Genomic DNA, 18088 nt, shown 5'->3' with positions numbered 1-18088 from the left:
AACGAGAACACACGGGGGTGTTCGACCTTGACCGACATCATCGAGAGGTTCACGGACAGCGACGCGAAGGCCGAGACGGAGCAGCCGCTCCACACCGGCGAGCTCACGCCGTACGTGGCCCCGCTGCCCGTCCCCACCGTCTTACGCCCGGCGTCCGGCGACGTCCTGCGCGAGACCGAGATCGCCCTGCGCCCGACCTGGGTGCGCCTGCACCCGCAGCTGCCGCCGACCCTGATGTGGGGATACGACGGCCGGGTGCCGGGCCCGACCATCGAAGTGCGGCGCGGACAGCGCGTGCGCATCGCCTGGACCAACCGCATCCCGAAGGACAGCGAGTACCCGGTCACCTCGGTGGAGGTGCCACTGCGCACCGACGGCCGCCCGCAGTCCACCACCGAGCCCGGCCGCGAGGGCGTCGAGCCGAACAAGGACGTCGCCGCCCTGCCCGCCTGGTCGGTCACCCATCTGCACGGCGCCCAGACGGGCGGTGGCAACGACGGCTGGGCCGACAACGCGGTGGGCTTCGGCGACGCCCAGCTGTCCGAGTATCCGAACGACCACCAGGCGGTGCAGTGGTGGTACCACGACCACGCGATGAACATCACGCGGTGGAACGTGATGACGGGCCTGTACGGCACCTACCTCGTCCGTGACGACGAGGAGGACGCCCTGCATCTGCCCCGCGGGGAGCGGGAGATCCCGCTGCTGCTCGCCGACCGCAATCTCGACACCGACGAGGACGGCAGGCTCAACGGCAGGCTGCTGCACAAGACGGTGATCGTCCAGGACAAGAACCCGGAGACGGGCAAGCCGGTCTCCATCCCGTTCACCGGGCCGTACACCACGGTCAACGGCCGCATCTGGCCGTACGCCGACGTGGACGCCGCCTGGCACCGCTTCCGGCTGGTCAACGCGTCCAACGCGCGCACCTACGACCTCGTCCTGATCGACGAGGACGACAACCCGGTCCCGGGCGTCGTCCACCAGATCGGCAGCGACGGCGGACTGCTGCCGCGCCCGGTCCCGGTCGACTTCGACGGCGCGCTGCCCACCCTGACCGCCGCGCCGGCCGAGCGTTTCGATCTGCTCGTCGACTTCCGCGGCCTCGCGGGCCGGACGCTCCGCCTGGTGAACAAGGGCGCCAACCAGCCGCCCGGCGTGCCCGACCCGGCCGGTGACGTGCGCTATCCGGCGGTCATGGAGTTCCGGGTCCGGGAGACGTGCGAGGCGGACACCTTCGAGCTGCCCGAGGTGCTCTCCGGCTCCTTCCGCCGGCTGACCCATGACATCGAGCACGGCCACCGGCTGATCGTCCTCACCCCGCCCGCCACCAAGGGAGGCGGCGGCCACCCGGAGATCTGGGAGATGACGGAGATCGAAGGCGCCGACATCCAGGTCCCCACCGAGGGCGTCATCCAGGTCACCGGACCGGACGGGAAGACCAAGACCTACCGGCGCACGGCCCGCACCTTCAACGACGGCCTGGGCTTCACGATCGCCGAGGGCAGCCATGAACAGTGGAGCTTCCTCAACCTCGCGCCGATCGTCCACCCCATGCACATCCACCTGGCCGACTTCCAGCTGCTCGGCCGGGACGCCTATGACGTCTCCGGCTTCGACCCCGCGATCGGCGGCACCCGCGGCCCGATCCGCCACGACGCGGGCACCACGATCCCGCTGGCGCCCAACGAGCGGGGCTACAAGGACGTCTTCCGGGTGCCGGGGAACCAGATGCTGCGCGTGATGGGCAGGTTCGACGGCGCGTACGGCCGGTTCATGTACCACTGCCACCTCCTCGAGCACGAGGACATGGGCATGATGCGGCCGTTCGTCGTCATGCCGCCGGAGGCCCTGAAGTTCGACCACGGCGGCGGCCACGGCGGCCACGGGGGCGGCCACACAGGCTGACGCGCGTGTGACGGCTATGGCTTCCCGCCCCTGACCACGGGTCAGTCTCACTCGTTCGTGGATCGTTGTGCGCCGGTGCGCAGGGTAGTCACCAGCCGGAGGCGATCCGATGGAACAGACTGCGTTGCGACCCAAGCCCATGCCTGGTCAGGGGCCCGGCGAAGGTGCCACGTCCGACCCCGGCGCACGACGGCCGCACGCCGCGCCCCGGCGCCGTGGCCGACGGCTCACGACCCTGTGGTGCGCCCTGCTGGCAGGACTGGTCCTGCTTCTGTCCGGGGTCGGACTCGGCACCGTGGGTGCCACGGTGATCGGCATGAGCCGACTCGCCGAGCTGCAGCGGCAGGCCGGGCACCGGGCACCCGGAAACCCGGCAACACCTTCGCACTCCCCGGCTCCGGTCTCCTCGCCGTCCCCGGCCGTCGTCGCCACCCTCGGTGTGGAGGCCGTGGACGACGACGGGCCGGGGGCCCTGATCGTCGGCGTCCATGTGCCAGGACCGGGGTACACCGCCGGTCTGGTCCGCGGCGACCTGCTCCTCGCCTTCGGCCGGACCCGTATCGACTCGGCCGCCGACCTCGCACGAGCCGTCGCCAGGTCCCGCCCGGGCGACGGCATCAACCTGACCGTGCGCCACCGCAGCGGCGGCTATCAGCAGCTGACGGTGGTCCCGGGCGTCGTCACCTGAGCCCGGCCGCCGGACGAGGCCGCCGGCGGAGACCGTCGGCCGGGCCCGTTGGACGAGTCCGTGAAAACCACTGGTCACGTTCCGCCGACAGGGCCACGATGACCCCCATGCCGACCACCCTCATCGCCTTCCTCGGAGCCTGCACCCTCGTCGCCGCCTCACCCGGCCCGAGCACCGTGCTGATCATCAAGCAGTCGCTGCAGAGCAGGCGCTCGGGCTTCCTGACCGTGCTGGGCAACGAGACGGGTGTCTTCATCTGGGGCCTGGTCGCCGCGTTCGGCCTGACCGCGCTGCTGACGGCCTCCGAGATGGCGTACGACGTGATCCGCGTCGTCGGCGCGGTCGTCCTCGTCGGCTTCGGCGTCCAGGCCCTGCGCCAGGCCCGCCGCGCCAACGGCGCCGGGGAGACCACCTGGGAGAGCACACCGAAGAGCGGCTGGGCCTCCTACCGGGGCGGACTGCTGCTCAACCTCGCCAACCCCAAGGCGGCCGTGTTCGCCATGTCCTTCCTGCCGCAGTTCGTCCCGCAGGGCGCCCCGCACCTGCCGACGATGATCGGCCTCGCCGCGCTGTGGGCGGTCTACGAGGTCGGCTACTACGGCCTGTACGTGTGGTTCGTCGGCCGGCTGAGGTCGGTGCTGTCCCGCGCGGGCGTGCGCAGACGCCTGGAACAGGTCTCCGGGGGCGTACTGCTCCTCCTCGGCGTCCGTATGGCACTGGAGGGCTGAGCCGTGCCCCAGCGGCCGCCCGCCAGACCCGCCGATCGGCTCGCGCCGCCCCCTCAGGGCGGGCAGGATGCTGCCCGTAGTCCCTTCACGCGCCCAGGGAGGCCCGGATGACCGGCACCGCACCCGCGCCCTTCACCGCCGACGACTACCGGGCCCGTATGGAGCGTGCCGCGCGGGCGGCCGCCGACGCGGGGCTGGCCGGGCTCCTGGTGGCACCCGGCCCCGACCTGGTGTGGCTCACCGGCTACGCGCCCACCGCCGAGACCGAGCGGCTCACCCTGCTGGTCCTCGTCCCCGGCCGGGATCCCATCCTGATCGTCCCCGCCCTGGAGGCCCCGGACGCCGCGAAGGCCTCCGGCGCGCCCGGTCTGAACCTGCGCGACTGGACCGACGGCAAGGACCCTTACGCCGCCACCGCCGCCCTCCTCGACCCGAGCGGCCGGTTCGGCATCAGCGACAACGCCTGGGCGATGCATCTGCTGGCCCTGCAGCGGGCGCTGCCCGGCACCTCGTACGCCTCCCTCACCGACGCCCTGCCGATGCTGCGCGCCGTCAAGGACGCCGCCGAGCTGGAGCTGTTGGCGGCCGCGGGAGCGGCCGCTGACGCAACGTTCGAGGAGATCCGGAAGGTTCCCTTCGGCGGTCGCCGTGAGTCCGAGGTCGCCGCCGACCTCGCCCATCTGCTGCGCCGCTTCGGTCACTCCCAGGTCGACTTCACCATCGTCGCCTCCGGGCCCAACGGCGCCAACCCGCACCATGAGGTGGGCGACCGCGCGATCGAACGCGGCGACATGGTGGTCCTCGACTTCGGCGGTCTGAAGGACGGCTACGGCTCCGACACCTCCCGCACCGTCCACGTCGGCGAACCCACCGACGAGGAGCGCCGGGTCCACGACCTGGTGCGCGAGGCCCAGGAGGCGGGCTTCCGAGCGGTCCGGCCCGGCGTCGCCTGCCAGGAGGTCGACCGGGCCGCCCGCGCGGTCATCGCGGACGCCGGCTACGGGGAGTACTTCATCCACCGCACCGGGCACGGCATCGGCGTCACCACCCACGAGCCGCCCTACATGATCGAGGGCGAGGAGCAGCCCCTGGTGCCCGGCATGTGCTTCTCCGTGGAGCCCGGCGTCTATCTGCCCGGCCGCTTCGGAGTGCGCATCGAGGACATCGTCACCGTCACCGAGGACGGCGGCCGGCGCCTCAACGACACGACCCGCGAGCTGGTCATAGTCGACTGAGCGGCCGACCGATCCCGGCGCAAGGAGCCCCCGTAGACCCCCGAGCGACAGCGGCGCGACCATGACCCAGGCACCGACACCCACCGCGGACACCGTCCGCCGACTGGTCCGTTCCCTGCTCAAGGACGGCGTGGACGACTCGGCGGGCCCCGAGGTCCGCCCCGCGGCCCCCGGCGCCCAGCCCGCCACCTGGTGGGTCGGCACCCGGCATGTGCTGCGCCTCGCCCCCGACCGCGAGGCCACCGCCCGCCAGCGCCGCGAGCTGCGCCTGCGCGACCTGGTCCGCCCGCACGTCCCCGTCGCGCTGCCGACGAGCGTGGCGTACGGCGAGTGGGCGCCCGGGCTGACCTACACCCTCGACAGCAAGGTGCCCGGCGGTTCGGGCACCCGGTACGACGTCTCGGCGGTCGGCGAGGCCGATCTGGCCGGGCTGCTCACGGGGCTGCGCGAGGTCCCCGTACGGCAGGCCGAGGCGCTCGGTGTGCCGCGCACCGCGCCACGCTCCCTGGAGGCCCTGCGCCGCGCCGCCGAACGCCCGGCCGCGCGCCTCGCCGACGCCGACGAGTTCGACGCGACCCGGCTGCGCCAGCTGACCCAGCCGGGTGCCGTCCAGCTCGCCGCCCAGCCCGGCACCGCCGTCCTCGTCCACCACGCCCTCACCGCCGACCACCTCGTCGTCAGCGCCGACGGCCGGGTGCGCGGCATCCTCGGCTGGGCCGACACCGTCCTCGGCGACCCGGCGGAGGACATCGCCGGTCTCGCGCTCGCCGTGGGCTCCCCGGCCGCCGTCCGCGCCGCCACCCTCGCCGGCTACGGCGCCCGCCCCTGCCTGCGCGGCCTGTGGCTGGCCCGCTGCGACGCGGTGCTCGACCTCGCGGCCCGGCTCGACGGCACGGGGGAGACGCCGCTGCCGCTGCTGAGGCAACGCCTTGGGCATGCGTGGGAGGCGATCCTGTTGGAGCGGGTCACGGAGCTGAGGGAGGACTAGGACGGGGAGGGGATCTGAGAGCCCATCGCCCTGTGAGGTCGCTTGCTCTCGTCACCCCTGCAACAACACCACCCCCGACTCCCCGGGCACCTCCAGCACCCCGTCCGCCCCCGGCGCCTCCACCGGCTCCCACGCCGCCAGTACGGCCGCCTTGCGCGGACCCAGCGGGATCGCCGCCGGTTCCTTGGCGAGGTTGACGGCCACGCGTACGTCCCCGCGGCGGAAGGCGAGCCAGCGCTGCTGCTCGTCGTAGGCCACCTTGGTGTCGGCGAGGTCGGGATCGGTCAGGTCGGGCTGTTCGTGGCGCAGGGCGATCAGCCGGCGGTACCAGGCGAGCACGCGCGCGTGGGGCTCGCCGTCGAGCTCGGACCAGTCCAGACAGGAGCGCTCCCGGGTCGCCGGGTCCTGCGGGTCGGGCACGTCCTCCTCGGCCCAGCCGTGCGCCGCGAACTCCCGCCGTCTGCCACGCCGTACCGCGTCGGCCAGCTCCGGATCGGTGTGGTCGGTGAAGAACTGCCAGGGCGTGCCCGCGGCCCACTCCTCGCCCATGAACAGCATCGGCGTGAACGGCGCGGTCAGCGTCAGCGTGGCCGCGCAGGCCAGCAGCCCGGGGGAGAGGGTGGCCGCGAGCCGGTCGCCCTGGGCCCGGTTGCCGACCTGGTCGTGGGTCTGGCCGTAGCCGAGGAGGCGGTGCGCCGCGACCCGCGTGCGGTCCAGGGGGCGTCCATGGCGCCGGCCCCGGAACGTCGAGTACGTGCCGTCGTGGAAGTAGCCGCCGGTGAGGGTCTTGGCGAGGCCTGCCAGGGGCGCTCGCCCGAAGTCCGCGTAGTAGCCCTGGGACTCGCCGGTCAGCGCGGTGTGCAGGGTGTGGTGGAAGTCGTCGTTCCACTGGGCGTGCAGTCCGAGGCCGCCCTCCTCGCGCGCGGTGATGAGCCGAGGGTCGTTCAGGTCCGACTCGGCGATCAACGACAGCGGGCGGCCCAGGTCGGCGGAGAGCGCGTCGACGGCTGTCGACAGCTCCTCCAGGAAGTGGCACGCGCGTGTGTCCTTCAGCGCGTGCACCGCGTCGAGGCGCAGCCCGTCGATCCGGTAGTCCCGCAGCCAGGCCAGCGCGCTCTGGACGAGATACGCGCGCACCTCGTCCGAGCCGGGCGCGTCCAGGTTGACGGCGGCACCCCAGGGCGTCTGATGGGTGTCCGTGAGGTAGGGGCCGAAGAGCGGTAGATAGTTCCCGGACGGGCCGAAGTGGTTGTGGACGACATCGAGGACCACGCCCAGGCCGAGTTCGTGCGCCCGGTCGACGAAGCGTTTCAGCGCCTCGGGCCCGCCGTACGGCTCGTGCACGGCCCACAGCGAGACGCCCTCGTAGCCCCAGCCGTGGCGGCCGGGGAAGGGGCTCAGCGGCATCAACTCGACGTGGGTGACCCCCAGTTCGGCGAGATGCTCCAGCCGCCCGGCCGCCGCGTCCAGCGTGCCTTCACACGTGTACGTGCCCACATGCAGCTCGTACAGCACCGCTCCGGGCAGCGGCCGGCCCGCCCACTCGGTACGCCACTCGTGGCTCTCGTGGTCGACGACCGCGCTCAGCCCGTCCGGGCCGTCCGGTTGCCGGCGCGAGCGTGGATCGGGCAGGACGGGGCCGTCGTCGAGCGCGAAGCCGTACCGTGTCCCGTCCCGCGCGTCCGCCTCCCCCCACCACCATCCCGCGCGATCGGTATCGCGCTCCAACGCACGCGTGGCGCCCTCGCAATGGAGCGTCACACGGTCGGCCTGCGGTGCCCACACCTCGAACTGCACGGACGGTTCCCCTTCGTCGGCTCACCGTGATGTAGCCCGTCCATGGTGCTTCAAACAGGCCGGGCACGCGCACGTGGCGGCCGTTTCCCCGTTTTCTGGACACCCGAGGTTCACTGACCGACAATCAGCACCGTGACGTCGTCTTTCGAGTTCAACACGTACCCCGCGCGGCTGTCCGACGCGGAGCGCGACAAGGCGCTGAAGGTGCTGCGTGACGGCGTCGCCATGGGCAGGCTGTCGCACGACACGTTCGTACGCCGCATGGAGCTGGCCCTCGCGGCCCGCCGCTCGGACGAGCTCGCCGTGCTCACCGCCGACCTGCCCTCCGAGAGCAAGCTGTCGCGTCTGGTGTTCGGCACCGTGGAGGCGGTCTCCGGCTTCACCGTACGGCTGCGCAGGGCCTGGCAGGCCGAGCGGCTGCCCAAGCTGCTGCTGCCCCACCCCGCGACCGGACATCCGCTGCGCATAGGGCGCGACCCCGCCAACGGGCTGCGACTCACCCACGAGACGGTGTCCCGGGTGCACGCCGAACTCAGTCACCAGGGCGGCCTGTGGGTCCTGCGCGACCTCGGCTCCACCAACGGCACCACCGTGAACGGCCGGCGCGTCATCGGCGCCGTGGTGGTCCGCGAGGGCGACCAGGTGGGCTTCGGCCGGATGTCGTTCCGGCTCGCCGCCACCTGAGCCAATCCCGGCCCTGGCCTCGGCCGTACGTGGACGGATCGAGGCAAGTCCCTTTGCCTTCTACGGTGTTGACGTAGTCGTCAAGTCGTGACTGACTGTGCGTACACCATGCACATCAGGTGAACCGACGGCACCACATTTGTGGAGGTGTGCCCTGCCGCCACTCCTCCGCTACCCGACCGTCGACGAGCTGGGTGCCCGGGCGGCCGCGCTAGTCGCCCGCCGCCCCCGAGACACCCGGCTGCGCCGGGTCGGGACCTCCCGCGCGGGCACCCCCCTGTGGCTGCTGTCCGTGGGCCACGGCAGCCGCCAGGCCCTCGTCGTGGCAGGACCGCACGCCAACGAGCCCGTGGGCGGCGGCACCGTACTGCGGCTGGCCGAACGGGTGCTCGCCGACCCCCGGCTGCACGAGGGCGCCGACGCCACCTGGAACCTGCTGCTCTGCCTGGACCCCGACGGACTGCGCCGCAACGAGGCCTGGCTGCGCGGTCCGTACGCCCTCGGCGCCTACTTCCGGAAGTTCTTCCGCCCCGGCTTCCTGGAACAGCCCGAATGGCTGCCCGACGGCGCGGACGCCGCCACCCTGCCCGAGACCCGCGCCCTGCTCGACCTCCAGGACGAACTGCGGCCCTTTCTGCAGTGCTCCCTGCACGGCGTGGACGTCGGCGGCGGCTTCGTCGAACTGACCCACGACCTGCCCGGCCTCGCCCAGCGGGTCGCGCACTCCGCCGCCCGTCTCGGCATCCCGCGCGAACTCGGCCCCTACGACACCCTGTACTGGCCGGAACTGGGGCCCGCCGTGTACCGGATCCCCCGGCCCCGGCGCGGCGATCTGGCCGCCGCCATCACCGAGGCCGCCGTCGAGTCGACCTGGTTCCATCCGCACCGGCACGGCACCGTCACGGCGGTCGTCGAGGCCCCCATGTGGGGCGTGGCCGCGGTGGAGGACGGTGCGCGGCACCCAGATGAGGAAACGGTCCTGCGCAGGGTGAGCCACACCCTGCGCCATGACACCCGCCTCCTGGAACGGCTGCTGGAGCGCCTGCGGCCGTACCTTCCGGCCGGGCCGGAGACGGCCCGGCTGCTCGCCCCGGTCGACGACTATTTACTGGTCTGCCCAGGGCTCGCCGACACCTGGGACCCCGACTTCGAGGACCCCGTCGGCGCCCACCCCCTCCCCGCGCTCAGCACCGCCCACCTCGCCGCCCTGCGCATAGCCGGACGGCGCCTCGCCCTGCGCACCGCCGGGCTGCTGCACCAGCTCGTGACGGGCGCCGGGCGCGATCCGGCCGGTGTGCTGCCGGAGCTGGACCGGCTCATCGACGAGTGGTGCGAGGACTACCGCGACGGCTGCGGGGCGCGCTGGATACCCGTCGCCCGCCAGGTCGAGTACCAGTCACGGGTGGTGCTCGCCGCGTTCGAACTCGCCGGGCGGTACGCGCCCGCGTGCTCCCGTTCGGGTGAGTCGGGGTGGAATGCCGGGGCGGCCGTGCCGATACACCGGGAATGACGCGACGCATCCCAGCGGTACGAGGCGGTCTGCTCACGGCGGCCGCCGCCCTCGCCCTCGGCGTGGTCACGCCCCCGGCGGCGGCCCAGGACTCCGACACCGGCAACTGGCTCTTCGTCACGGTCACCCGCGGCGACGGCCGCCACGGCGAGACGCCCGGCACCCTGCTGCTGTGCGACCCGCCGCGCGGCCACGCCAAGGCGGAGGAGGCCTGCGCCGACCTCGACCGGGTGGGCGGCGACATCAGCCGGCTCCGGCAGAAGGACGCCTTCTGCCCGATGATCTACGCGCCGGTGACCGCCCACGCGCGGGGGGAGTGGAACGGCCACCCGGTCGAGTACCACGAGACGTTCTCGAACGGCTGCGGAATGGCGGCGCGGACAGGGGCCGTGTTCGCGGTGGACCACTGACGTCGGTCCACCGCGGAGTCCGCGAATTTTTTCGGTGGCCCGCGCGGCCTGTTGTGGCCGGCGCCGGCGCGAACGTTCCGGACTTGCTCGGCCACCATGATCCGCTCAGGCCTCGCGCCGTGCGCGAGCTCGCCTGCGACCCCGCACCCGCGCGCTGCACCCGGAATCAGGACGCGGCCACCGCGGATGTCCACAAGGGGGCGGACGGGGCCGCCGGGCTCAGGCCGCCCCCTCGCGCGCGTGCAGCGCCACCGCGACCACCGTGCGGGACTGGTGCTCGACCTGATGCTCCAGGGGCACCCAGCGGGCGCGGAAGCGCTCGGCGAAGGCGTCGCTCCAGGTCGCCACGAGGTGTTCGAGCCGCTGGGCCCCGCGGTCGTCGGCCGCCTGCAGGACACGCAGCAGCATCGCCGCCGCCCGCAGGGGCAGCCGCCGCCCGAAGGCGTCCACGCTCCCGACGTACGCCATGGTGTCGTCGGCGGGCGGCGTGTGCATCCAGTCGGCCGCCAGCCCCGGCACCACCTCCAGCGCCCATGTGGCGGCCCGCAACAGGGGCCCGTCGGCGCCGTCCAGCCGGGGCAGCGCCTCGGCCAGCACCGCCTCCACCTCCAGCGCGTCCCGCAGCAGCCGGCTCCCCAGCCGCCGTATCGCATGCGTCGGGTTCGGATGCAGCGCCGGGTCGTCGACCAGGTCGCTCGCCCACATCGGCACCTCGACGACCGCGGTCAGGCCGCCGTACCGGTGCACGTGGTACCAGGTGCTGCTGCGCGCGTCGTCCGGCATGCTCGGGTACGCCGCCCCCGCGCCCGGCGCCGGCATCACATGCACCCCGGGTCCGGCCGCGGGCCAGCCCGCCGCGTCGGAGGCGCCGGTCTCCACCGGGATGTGCAGCTCCGCCGCGGACTTCGCGAACGGCTCGGCGAACCCGGGGACGTCCTTTGTCAACTGCACCCAGCTGCCGCCCAGATCGGTGCCGTGCAGGGTCACCTGGAGGTAGGGCCGCAGTTCGTCGATGATTCCGGTCAGCGCGCGCGTCTCAGGCGGCAGTCGCCCCGGGGGCAGTGCGGCCGGTGCCCACTCCGGCTGCTCCGGGGCCGCCGGCCGGAAGAAGCCGAGGTGGTAGTCGAGCAGGCTCCGGGGCGCCGGAGTGTCGTGCAGGCTCGCCCCGTCGGGGTCCGCGCACAGCAGGAAGTGCCAGGAGACGTCGGCCCGCAACCGCCGCTCCAGCAGCACCCGTTCGGCGACGGCCAGCAGAGTGGGTCCGCCCGTGGGCTCGTTGGAGTGCGCGCCCGCGACCACCAGGACGGCGCGTCGGGCGTGGCCGATGGACAGCAGGTGAAGGGGTCTGCCCGCTCGCGAGGCCCCCACCTGTCTCAGCGTGCACAGACCCGGTCGATGGGCGGCCAGTGCGCGGGCGGACAGCACCAGTTCGGCAAGGGTGGGGTAGCGCAGCTCCGGCAGGAGACTCACCCCCGTCACATCCGCCCGGCTTCGCAATCCGCAGTACCGCACCTTCTCGTTTACGTGTCAAGGACTTCACGGGGGAGGCTCCTGGGGGCGCCCGGTTGCATTCACCGCCTGGCGGCAGGGGCGGTCGGCGGCGACGGTAGGACCGGGTCCGTCCGATAGGGATGCCTCCCGCAGCCCGCCTGCGGCGATCGGCCGCCGGGCGCTCGGACGCGGGCGGCGCGCTGTCGCTCGTCACCACACGCCCGCCGCCGTACACGGCTCCCCGGAGCATGCGCGGGTCCGAGCCGGGCGCGGGCATGGTCCTACGGCGCGTGACGACGCCATACGCGCTACCAGGACGCCGCACTCCCCTCCCCACCCACCCGCTCCAGCAGCGCCACCGGCAGCCTGTCGAAGAGCTCCTCCACGCGCGCGTGCCCGGTGAACTCCCGCTCCGGAGCGAGCACATCGGCCCACCGTCCCGGCGGCAGTGGCAGCAGCGTCCCGCGCCAGCCGCCCGCGCGCGCCAGCCGCAGCGACAGCCTTGTCACCGCCGTGACCACCTCACCGGAGCGCGTGAAGGCCGCACAGTGGGCGGACGCCGGGCCCTCGGCGGTGAGAGGGGCGTACGACGCCGAGTCACCGAACACCTCGGGACGCCGCCTGCGCAGCCGTAGCGCCGCGGCCGTCACGGTGCCCTTCTCGCCGGGATCCGCGTGCGGGAAGTCGACGGCCCGGCGGTTGTCCGGGTCGACCAGCGCCCGGTACTCGCCCTCCGTGCCCTGATAGACGTCCGGCACGCCCGGCATCGTCAGCTGGGTGAGGGCCATGCCCAGCACGTTGGCCCGGATGTGCGGCTCCAGACCGCTTCGGAAGGCCGCCACACGCTCGCCAGGCGTCCCGCACGGCCCCGCCGCGACGAAGGCGGCCACCGCCTCCTCGTACGGCGGCTCCTGCTCGGTCCAGCTGGTGAACAGCCCTGCCTCGCGCACATGCTTCAGCAGCGCCCCCTGAACACGCTCGACGTCCGCCTCGCCCAGCCCGAACACCGTCTGCCAGGCGGCCCACGCGAGCTGTGCGTCCGGGACGCCCTCGCCGTCGCGGGTGACCTCGGTCAGGACGTCGGCCCAGCGCTCCGGGCACTCGGTGAGCACCGCCAGGGCGGCCCGTACGTCGGCGCTGCGCTTGGTGTCGTGCGTCGAGGTGACCGTGCCGGTCGCGGGCCAGTCGCGCTGCACGCGCGCGCAGTACGCGTGGAACTCGTCCGGCGCGACGGCGGGGCTCCCCGGGTTCCCGCCCACCTCGGTCGCCGACAGCAGCGGCACATGGCGGTAGAACGCCGTGTCCTCCACGGACTTGGCCCGCAGCGCCGAAGCCGTCTGCGCGAACCGCGTCCGGAACTCCTCGACGCCCGGCCCGTCACCGGTCCGCCCCAGCAGGAGCCCGCGCACCACGTCGACCGCGCCGGCTTCCTCGGGCACGACGAAGGCGAGCCGGGCCTCGGCCGCGGCCTCCTCGGTGACCACACTGGAGGCGTCACCGGAGGTGTAGGGCCGATACACCTCAAGGCGGACGAGGAGTTCCTGGAGCGCGGTGCGCAGCGCCCAGGGCGCCCGGTCGCGCAGCGCGGGCTCCGGGGAGGTGGCGCACACGCGGGCCGCCACGCGCGTGAGGCGGTCCATCTCCGTGGCCAGCTCGTGCGTGAGCACCTTGTACGCCGCCCGCCGCACCGTCGCCTCCCAGTCGCCGCCCCGGTCGGTCTGCGGGGCCGCGAACCGCCGGTACTGGCCGAGGAGTTCCCCGAACCCCGCCGGGTCGGTGAAGAGGCCGTCGATGTGCCGCAGCGCGTCGTAGCCGGTGGTGCCGGCGACGGGCCAGGAGGCAGGCAGGTGCTCGCCGTCCGACAGGATCTTCTCGACGACCGTCCAGCGTCCGCCGGTCGCCTCGTTCAGCCGCCGGAGGTAGCCGTCGGGGTCGGCGAGGCCGTCGGGATGATCGACGCGCAGGCCGTCGATCACACCCTCGTGGAGCAGCTGGAGGATCTTGGCGTGCGTGGCGTCGAACACCTCCGGGTCCTCGACGCGCACCCCGATCAGCTCCGAGATGCTGAAGAAACGCCGGTAGTTGAGCTCGGTACGGGCAAGGCGCCACCACACCGGGCGGTACCACTGGGCGTCGAGGAGCTGTGGCAGCGGCAGTTCGCCGGTGCCCTCGCGCAGCGGGAACTCATGGTCGTAGTAGCGCAGGACGTCCCCGTCCACTGCGAACCGGTCGAGTTCCTCGCCCAGCGGATGCCCCAGGACCGGAAGCAGCACCTGGCCGTCCTGCGCCTCCCAGTCGATGTCGAACCAGCGCGCGTACGGCGACTTGGGGCCCTCGCGCAGCACTTCCCACAGGGCGCGGTTGTGGCGCGGGGCCATGGCCATGTGGTTCGGCACGATGTCCACCACCAGGCCCAGACCGTGCTCCCGCGCGGTGCGCGCCAACGCCCGCAGCCCCTCCTCACCGCCCAGTTCCTCGCGCACGCGCGCGTGGTCCACGACGTCGTAGCCGTGCCCCGAGCCAGGAACCGACTCCAGGACGGGGGACAGATGCAGATGCGAGACGCCGAGCGAGGCCAGATACGGCACGGCCGCCGCCGCGGCCCCGAACGGGAACGCGGGCTGGAGCTGCAACCGGTACGTGGCGGTCGGCACCATCGGGTCAGGTCGCTCAGGTGTCATGGAAACCTACGTACCCGCCATGGCGTCCTTCGTGTCATCGTCCCCTCCACGTGGGCCCACGCGCGTGCCTAGCTTCGAGCGATGACTACGACGGAGCGGTGCGGCGCGTCGGCGGCCTACCGCGAGGTGCTCGCCCTGACCGGGCCGCTGCTGCCGGTCATGTCCTTCCTGGCGCGGCTGCCGACCGCCACGATCCAGTTCGGCAGCGTGCTGCTGGTCGCGCGGACCAGCGGCTCCCTGACGGCGGCCGGGCTGACCGGCGGTGCGCTCGCCTTCGGGCAGGTCGCCTGCGGCCCCCTGGCGGGCCGCCTCGCCGACCGGCACGGTCAGCGGGCGGTCGTGCTCGTCTTCTCCCTCGCCAACGCCCTCGCGATCGCCGGGCTGGTCGCCGGGGCACTCGCGGGGCTGCCCACGGGGGCACTGGCGGCGCTCGGGACTCTCGCCGGGGCGACCGTCCCGCAGATCGGGCCCATGGCCCGCGCCCGCCTCGTCGCCCTCGCCCGCCGGGCCGGGGCCCGCGACACCACGGTGGGCGCCGCGCTGTCCTTCGAGAGCACCCTCGACGAGATCTCCTTCGTCCTGGGCCCGGCCCTGGTAGGCCTCGCAGCTGTGACGGCACATCCGGCGTACGCCGTGGGCGGCGCGGCAGCGCTGGTCGCCACCTGCGGAACCGGCTTCGCCCTGCACCGGACGGCGGTTGCGACAGGGCCCCGACCTGGTGGACCCGCGTCGGTGAAACGCCCGTGCGACGTCGCTGAGACGCCGCGCCGGGCGGCACCGGCTGGCATCCCTCAGGAGTCGTCGTTGCCTGCTAGGGCCGGCAGCCCCGAGGCGACAGCTCCTGCTCCGGTCCGCGTCTCCGGGGCGGCGTCGAGGGTTTCTGGCCCGGCTGGCATGGCCGGGGCGGCGTCACCGGCGTCTGCCCCGGTCAGCAGCCCCGAGGCGGCAGCTCCCGCTCCCGCCCGCATCCCCGAGGCGGCGCCATCGCCTCCCGCCCCGGCCAGGATCGCCGACGTGGCGTCACCGGCTCCTGCCGCCGCCGGAATCGCCGGGGCGGCGAATTCCGCTCCTGCCGCGGCCGGCAACCCCCGGGCCGCCGTTCCACCGGCTCCCGCCCCGGCCCGCACCCCCGAAGCGACATCGGCGGCCCCCACCCCACCCCGAATCCCCCGCGCCGTCCACCCCCTCCGTGCCGCTCTCGCTCTCCAGGGGGCCATGTTCGGGGCCTGTCAGGCCGGGATCACCGCTCTCACCGAGCGGCTCGGGCAGTCGGAGCAGGCGGGGCTCGTGTATGCCGCCATGGGGGTGATGAGCGCGGTCGCGGGGCTCTCCATGGCCGCGGTGCCTGCTCGCTTCGGGCTGGCCGTGCGCTGGCGGGCGGCCACCGCGGCGGCCTGTGTGCTGTCGCTGCCCCTGCTGTGGACCGGCACCCTGCCCGCCCTCTATGTCACCGTCACCGTCCTCGGCGTCGCCTACGCCCCGCACCTCATCACGGTGTTCGGGCTGACCGAGCGCGTGGTGCCGCCCGCGCGGCTCGCCGAGTCGATGGCGCTGGCGACGAGCGCGCTGGTCGGCGGGCAGGCGCTGGCCGTCGCCGTGACCGGCCGCCTCGCCGAGTCGTACGGTCCAGAGGCGGCCTTCGGGACGGCGAGCCTCACCGCGGCCGCCGCCTGCCTGATCGCGCTGACGGCTCGCCCGGAGCCGTACACCGACCTCCACGCGCGCGTGGAGGACGAACCGCCGAACGACCCCACCTAGACCGGCCGCTGCAACACCGTCAGACTCCGGTCCACCAGCGTCAACCGCTCGCCCGCCGTCACCTTCGGGCCCTCCCCGGGCGGCACCCCGTCCGTGCGGGCGGTGTCCACCACGACCTGCCACCGCCGTCCGTGATTGACTGGCACGACGAAGTCCAGCGTGCGCGGCGAGGCGTTGAACATCAGCAGGAACGAGTCATCGGTGATCCGCTCCCCGCGTGTGCCGGGCTCGGAGATCGCATTGCCGTTGAGGAACACGGTCAGCGCGGAGGCCCGCGCCGAGTCCCAGTCCTGCTGGGTCATCTCCCGGCCCTCCGGGATGAACCAGGCGATGTCCGAGAGATCGTCGTGGGTGCCCTCCACGGGCCGGCCGTGGAAGAAGCGCCGCCTGCGGAAGACGGGATGGTCCTTGCGCAGCCACACCATCGCGCGCGTGAAGGCCGCCAGATCGTTGTCGTCCTCCTCTGCGGCGGACCAGTTCACCCAGGCGAGCTCGTTGTCCTGGCAGTACGCGTTGTTGTTGCCGCGCTGTGTGCGGGCGAACTCGTCGCCATGGCTGATCATCGGCACGCCCTGGGAGAGCATCAGCGTGGCGATGAAGTTCCGCATCTGGCGGGCGCGCAGTTCGAGGACGGCGGGGTCGTCGCTCTCGCCCTCGACGCCGCAGTTCCAGGACCGGTTGTGGCTCTCGCCGTCGCGGTTGTCCTCGCCGTTGGCATGGTTGTGCTTGTCGTTGTACGAGACGAGGTCGTGCAGGGTGAACCCGTCGTGGCAGGTCACGAAGTTGATGGAGGCCAGCGGGCGCCGCCCGTCGTCCTGGTAGAGGTCGGAGGAGCCCGTCAGCCGGCCCGCGAACTCCGCCAGCGCCCGCGGCTCACCGCGCCACAGGTCCCGTACGGTGTCGCGGTACTTGCCGTTCCACTCGGTCCACAGCGGCGGGAAGTTGCCCACCTGATAGCCGCCCTCGCCCACGTCCCACGGCTCGGCGATCAGCTTCACCTGGGAGACCACCGGGTCCTGCTGCACCAGGTCGAAGAACGACGACAGCCGGTCCACCTCGTGGAACTGCCTGGCCAGGGTCGCCGCGAGGTCGAAGCGGAAGCCGTCGACATGCATCTCGGTGACCCAGTAGCGCAGCGAGTCCATGATCAGCTGGAGGACGTGCGGAGAGCGCATGAGCAGGGAGTTTCCCGTGCCCGTGGTGTCCATGTAGTAGCGCCGGTCGTCCGTCAGCCGGTAGTACCGCGCATTGTCCAGGCCCCGGAAGGACAGGGTGGGGCCCAGGTGGTTGCCCTCGGCGGTGTGGTTGTAGACCACGTCGAGGATGACCTCGATACCGGCCTCGTGCAGCGCCCGCACCGCCGACTTGAACTCCAGGACCTGCTGCCCGCGGTCGCCCCAGGAGGCGTATGCGTTGTGCGGGGCGAAGAAGCCGATCGTGTTGTAGCCCCAGTAGTTGTTCAGGCCCATGTCGACCAGGCGGTGGTCGTTCACGGACTGGTGGACCGGCATCAGCTCCAGCGCGGTCACGCCCAGCTCGGTGAGGTGCTCGATGATCACCGGGTGGGCGAGGGCGGCGTAGGTGCCGCGCAGCTCGTCCGGCAGCCCCGGGTGGCGCATCGTCAGGCCCTTCACATGGGCCTCGTAGATCACCGTGTGGTGGTACTCGGTGCGCGGGCGGCGGTCGTCGCCCCAGTCGAAGTAGGGGTTGATGACGACGGAAGACATCGTGTGCGGCGCCGAATCGAGGTCGTTGCGCCGCTCGGGTGCGTCGAAGTGATAGCCGTACACCTCCTCGCCCCAGCGGATCGAGCCGCTGATCGCCTTCGCGTACGGGTCGAGGAGCAGCTTCGCGGAGTTGCAGCGCTGTCCGCGCTCGGGGGCGTACGGGCCGTGCACCCTGAAGCCGTACCGCTGCCCCGGCATGACGCCCGGCAGATACGCGTGCCGTACGAACGCGTCGCTCTCCCGCAGTTCCACCGCCGTCTCCGAGCCGTCGTCGTGCAGCAGACACAGCTCTACTCGGTCCGCGGCCTCGGTGAAGACCGCGAAATTCGTGCCGGCGCCGTCGTAGGTGGCACCGAGTGGATACGCCTCTCCAGGCCAGACCTGCATGGACACGACTCTTTCAGCTGGAGCGCGCCACGGGGGGCGCCTTGGCCCTGAGTCTCCCCGAAAGTGATGGAACCACCTATGACTTACGTCCCTCTT

13 protein-coding genes are annotated in these 18088 nt (G+C 72.9%); 9 read left to right on the top strand and 4 right to left on the bottom strand.

From position 1 onward, the window contains the following. Positions 1 to 27: 27 nt before the first annotated feature. The 5 genes from phsA to IE325_RS04305 all read left to right on the top strand — a co-directional run bounded on the left by phsA (position 28) and on the right by IE325_RS04305 (position 5547). Entirely contained in the window at positions 28 to 1908 is a 1881-nt protein-coding gene (phsA, locus tag IE325_RS04325; protein WP_190068283.1) for an O-aminophenol oxidase PhsA, read from the top strand. Between the two features lie 109 nt (positions 1909 to 2017). Further along, complete coding sequence (locus IE325_RS04320) at positions 2018 to 2596, top strand: PDZ domain-containing protein (protein WP_190068282.1); 579 nt, start codon at positions 2018 to 2020, stop codon at positions 2594 to 2596. Between the two features lie 107 nt (positions 2597 to 2703). Then, the gene (locus IE325_RS04315) at positions 2704 to 3324 is read left to right on the top strand and encodes a LysE family translocator (RefSeq protein ID WP_190068281.1); all 621 of its coding nucleotides are present in this window, start codon (positions 2704 to 2706) and stop codon (positions 3322 to 3324) included. Between the two features lie 107 nt (positions 3325 to 3431). After that, positions 3432 to 4559, top strand: coding sequence for an aminopeptidase P family protein (locus tag IE325_RS04310; RefSeq protein ID WP_190068280.1), 1128 nt, complete (start codon positions 3432 to 3434; stop codon positions 4557 to 4559). Between the two features lie 61 nt (positions 4560 to 4620). Continuing rightward, positions 4621 to 5547: a phosphotransferase family protein gene (locus IE325_RS04305; protein WP_190068279.1), complete on the top strand. Its 927-nt coding sequence runs from the start codon at positions 4621 to 4623 to the stop codon at positions 5545 to 5547. Between the two features lie 51 nt (positions 5548 to 5598). Here IE325_RS04305 and treZ read toward each other — a convergent pair whose 3' ends face one another. Further along, the gene (gene treZ, locus IE325_RS04300) at positions 5599 to 7344 is read right to left on the bottom strand and encodes a malto-oligosyltrehalose trehalohydrolase (protein ID WP_190068278.1); all 1746 of its coding nucleotides are present in this window, start codon (positions 7342 to 7344) and stop codon (positions 5599 to 5601) included. Positions 7345 to 7476: 132 nt separating this feature from the next. Between treZ and IE325_RS04295 the strand changes: the two genes are divergently transcribed. The 3 genes from IE325_RS04295 (at position 7477) to IE325_RS04285 (ending at position 9948) form a co-directional block, all read left to right on the top strand. Then, positions 7477 to 8028: an FHA domain-containing protein gene (locus IE325_RS04295; RefSeq protein WP_190068277.1), complete on the top strand. Its 552-nt coding sequence runs from the start codon at positions 7477 to 7479 to the stop codon at positions 8026 to 8028. Between the two features lie 139 nt (positions 8029 to 8167). Beyond that, complete coding sequence (locus IE325_RS04290; protein ID WP_190068276.1) at positions 8168 to 9538, top strand: M14 family zinc carboxypeptidase; 1371 nt, start codon at positions 8168 to 8170, stop codon at positions 9536 to 9538. After that, on the top strand, positions 9535 to 9948 hold the full coding sequence (locus tag IE325_RS04285) for an SSI family serine proteinase inhibitor (RefSeq protein ID WP_190068275.1): 414 nt from the start codon (positions 9535 to 9537) through the stop codon (positions 9946 to 9948). Before IE325_RS04290 ends, IE325_RS04285 begins: the two co-directional genes overlap by 4 nt. A gap of 219 nt (positions 9949 to 10167) precedes the next feature. On the opposite strand, the gene IE325_RS04280 is transcribed toward IE325_RS04285, so the two are convergent. Both IE325_RS04280 and treY read right to left on the bottom strand, forming a co-directional pair. After that, positions 10168 to 11418, bottom strand: a complete 1251-nt coding sequence (locus IE325_RS04280; RefSeq protein WP_190068274.1) for a M14 family zinc carboxypeptidase — start codon at positions 11416 to 11418, stop codon at positions 10168 to 10170. 329 nt (positions 11419 to 11747) lie between these two features. Then, positions 11748 to 14120, bottom strand: a complete 2373-nt coding sequence (gene treY, locus IE325_RS04275; RefSeq protein ID WP_190068273.1) for a malto-oligosyltrehalose synthase — start codon at positions 14118 to 14120, stop codon at positions 11748 to 11750. A gap of 81 nt (positions 14121 to 14201) precedes the next feature. Here treY and IE325_RS04270 point away from each other — a divergent pair, with 81 nt between their 5' ends. Further along, on the top strand, positions 14202 to 15878 hold the full coding sequence (locus IE325_RS04270) for an MFS transporter (RefSeq protein ID WP_190068272.1): 1677 nt from the start codon (positions 14202 to 14204) through the stop codon (positions 15876 to 15878). On the opposite strand, the gene glgX is transcribed toward IE325_RS04270, so the two are convergent. Next, positions 15875 to 17992, bottom strand: a complete 2118-nt coding sequence (glgX, locus tag IE325_RS04265) for a glycogen debranching protein GlgX (RefSeq protein ID WP_190068271.1) — start codon at positions 17990 to 17992, stop codon at positions 15875 to 15877. The genes IE325_RS04270 and glgX overlap by 4 nt on opposite strands. Between the last annotated feature and the right edge of the window lie 96 nt (positions 17993 to 18088).

Origin of the sequence: Streptomyces lanatus (assembly GCF_014655715.1) — a bacterium.
Classification (GTDB): domain Bacteria; phylum Actinomycetota; class Actinomycetes; order Streptomycetales; family Streptomycetaceae; genus Streptomyces; species Streptomyces lanatus.
The sequence above is the reverse complement of the archived record's forward strand: the minus strand, read 5'-3'. Positions and strand labels throughout refer to the sequence as shown.

Coding starts and splice junctions, on each gene's coding strand:
- IE325_RS04320 (WP_190068282.1), top strand. CDS start 2,018: ATGGAACAGACTGCGTTGCGACCCAAGCCCATGCCTGGTCAGGGGCCC.
- IE325_RS04285 (WP_190068275.1), top strand. CDS start 9,535: ATGACGCGACGCATCCCAGCGGTACGAGGCGGTCTGCTCACGGCGGCC.
- IE325_RS04305 (WP_190068279.1), top strand. CDS start 4,621: ATGACCCAGGCACCGACACCCACCGCGGACACCGTCCGCCGACTGGTC.
- IE325_RS04270 (WP_190068272.1), top strand. CDS start 14,202: ATGACTACGACGGAGCGGTGCGGCGCGTCGGCGGCCTACCGCGAGGTG.
- glgX (WP_190068271.1), bottom strand. CDS start 17,992: ATGCAGGTCTGGCCTGGAGAGGCGTATCCACTCGGTGCCACCTACGAC.
- IE325_RS04315 (WP_190068281.1), top strand. CDS start 2,704: ATGCCGACCACCCTCATCGCCTTCCTCGGAGCCTGCACCCTCGTCGCC.
- IE325_RS04310 (WP_190068280.1), top strand. CDS start 3,432: ATGACCGGCACCGCACCCGCGCCCTTCACCGCCGACGACTACCGGGCC.
- treY (WP_190068273.1), bottom strand. CDS start 14,120: ATGACACCTGAGCGACCTGACCCGATGGTGCCGACCGCCACGTACCGG.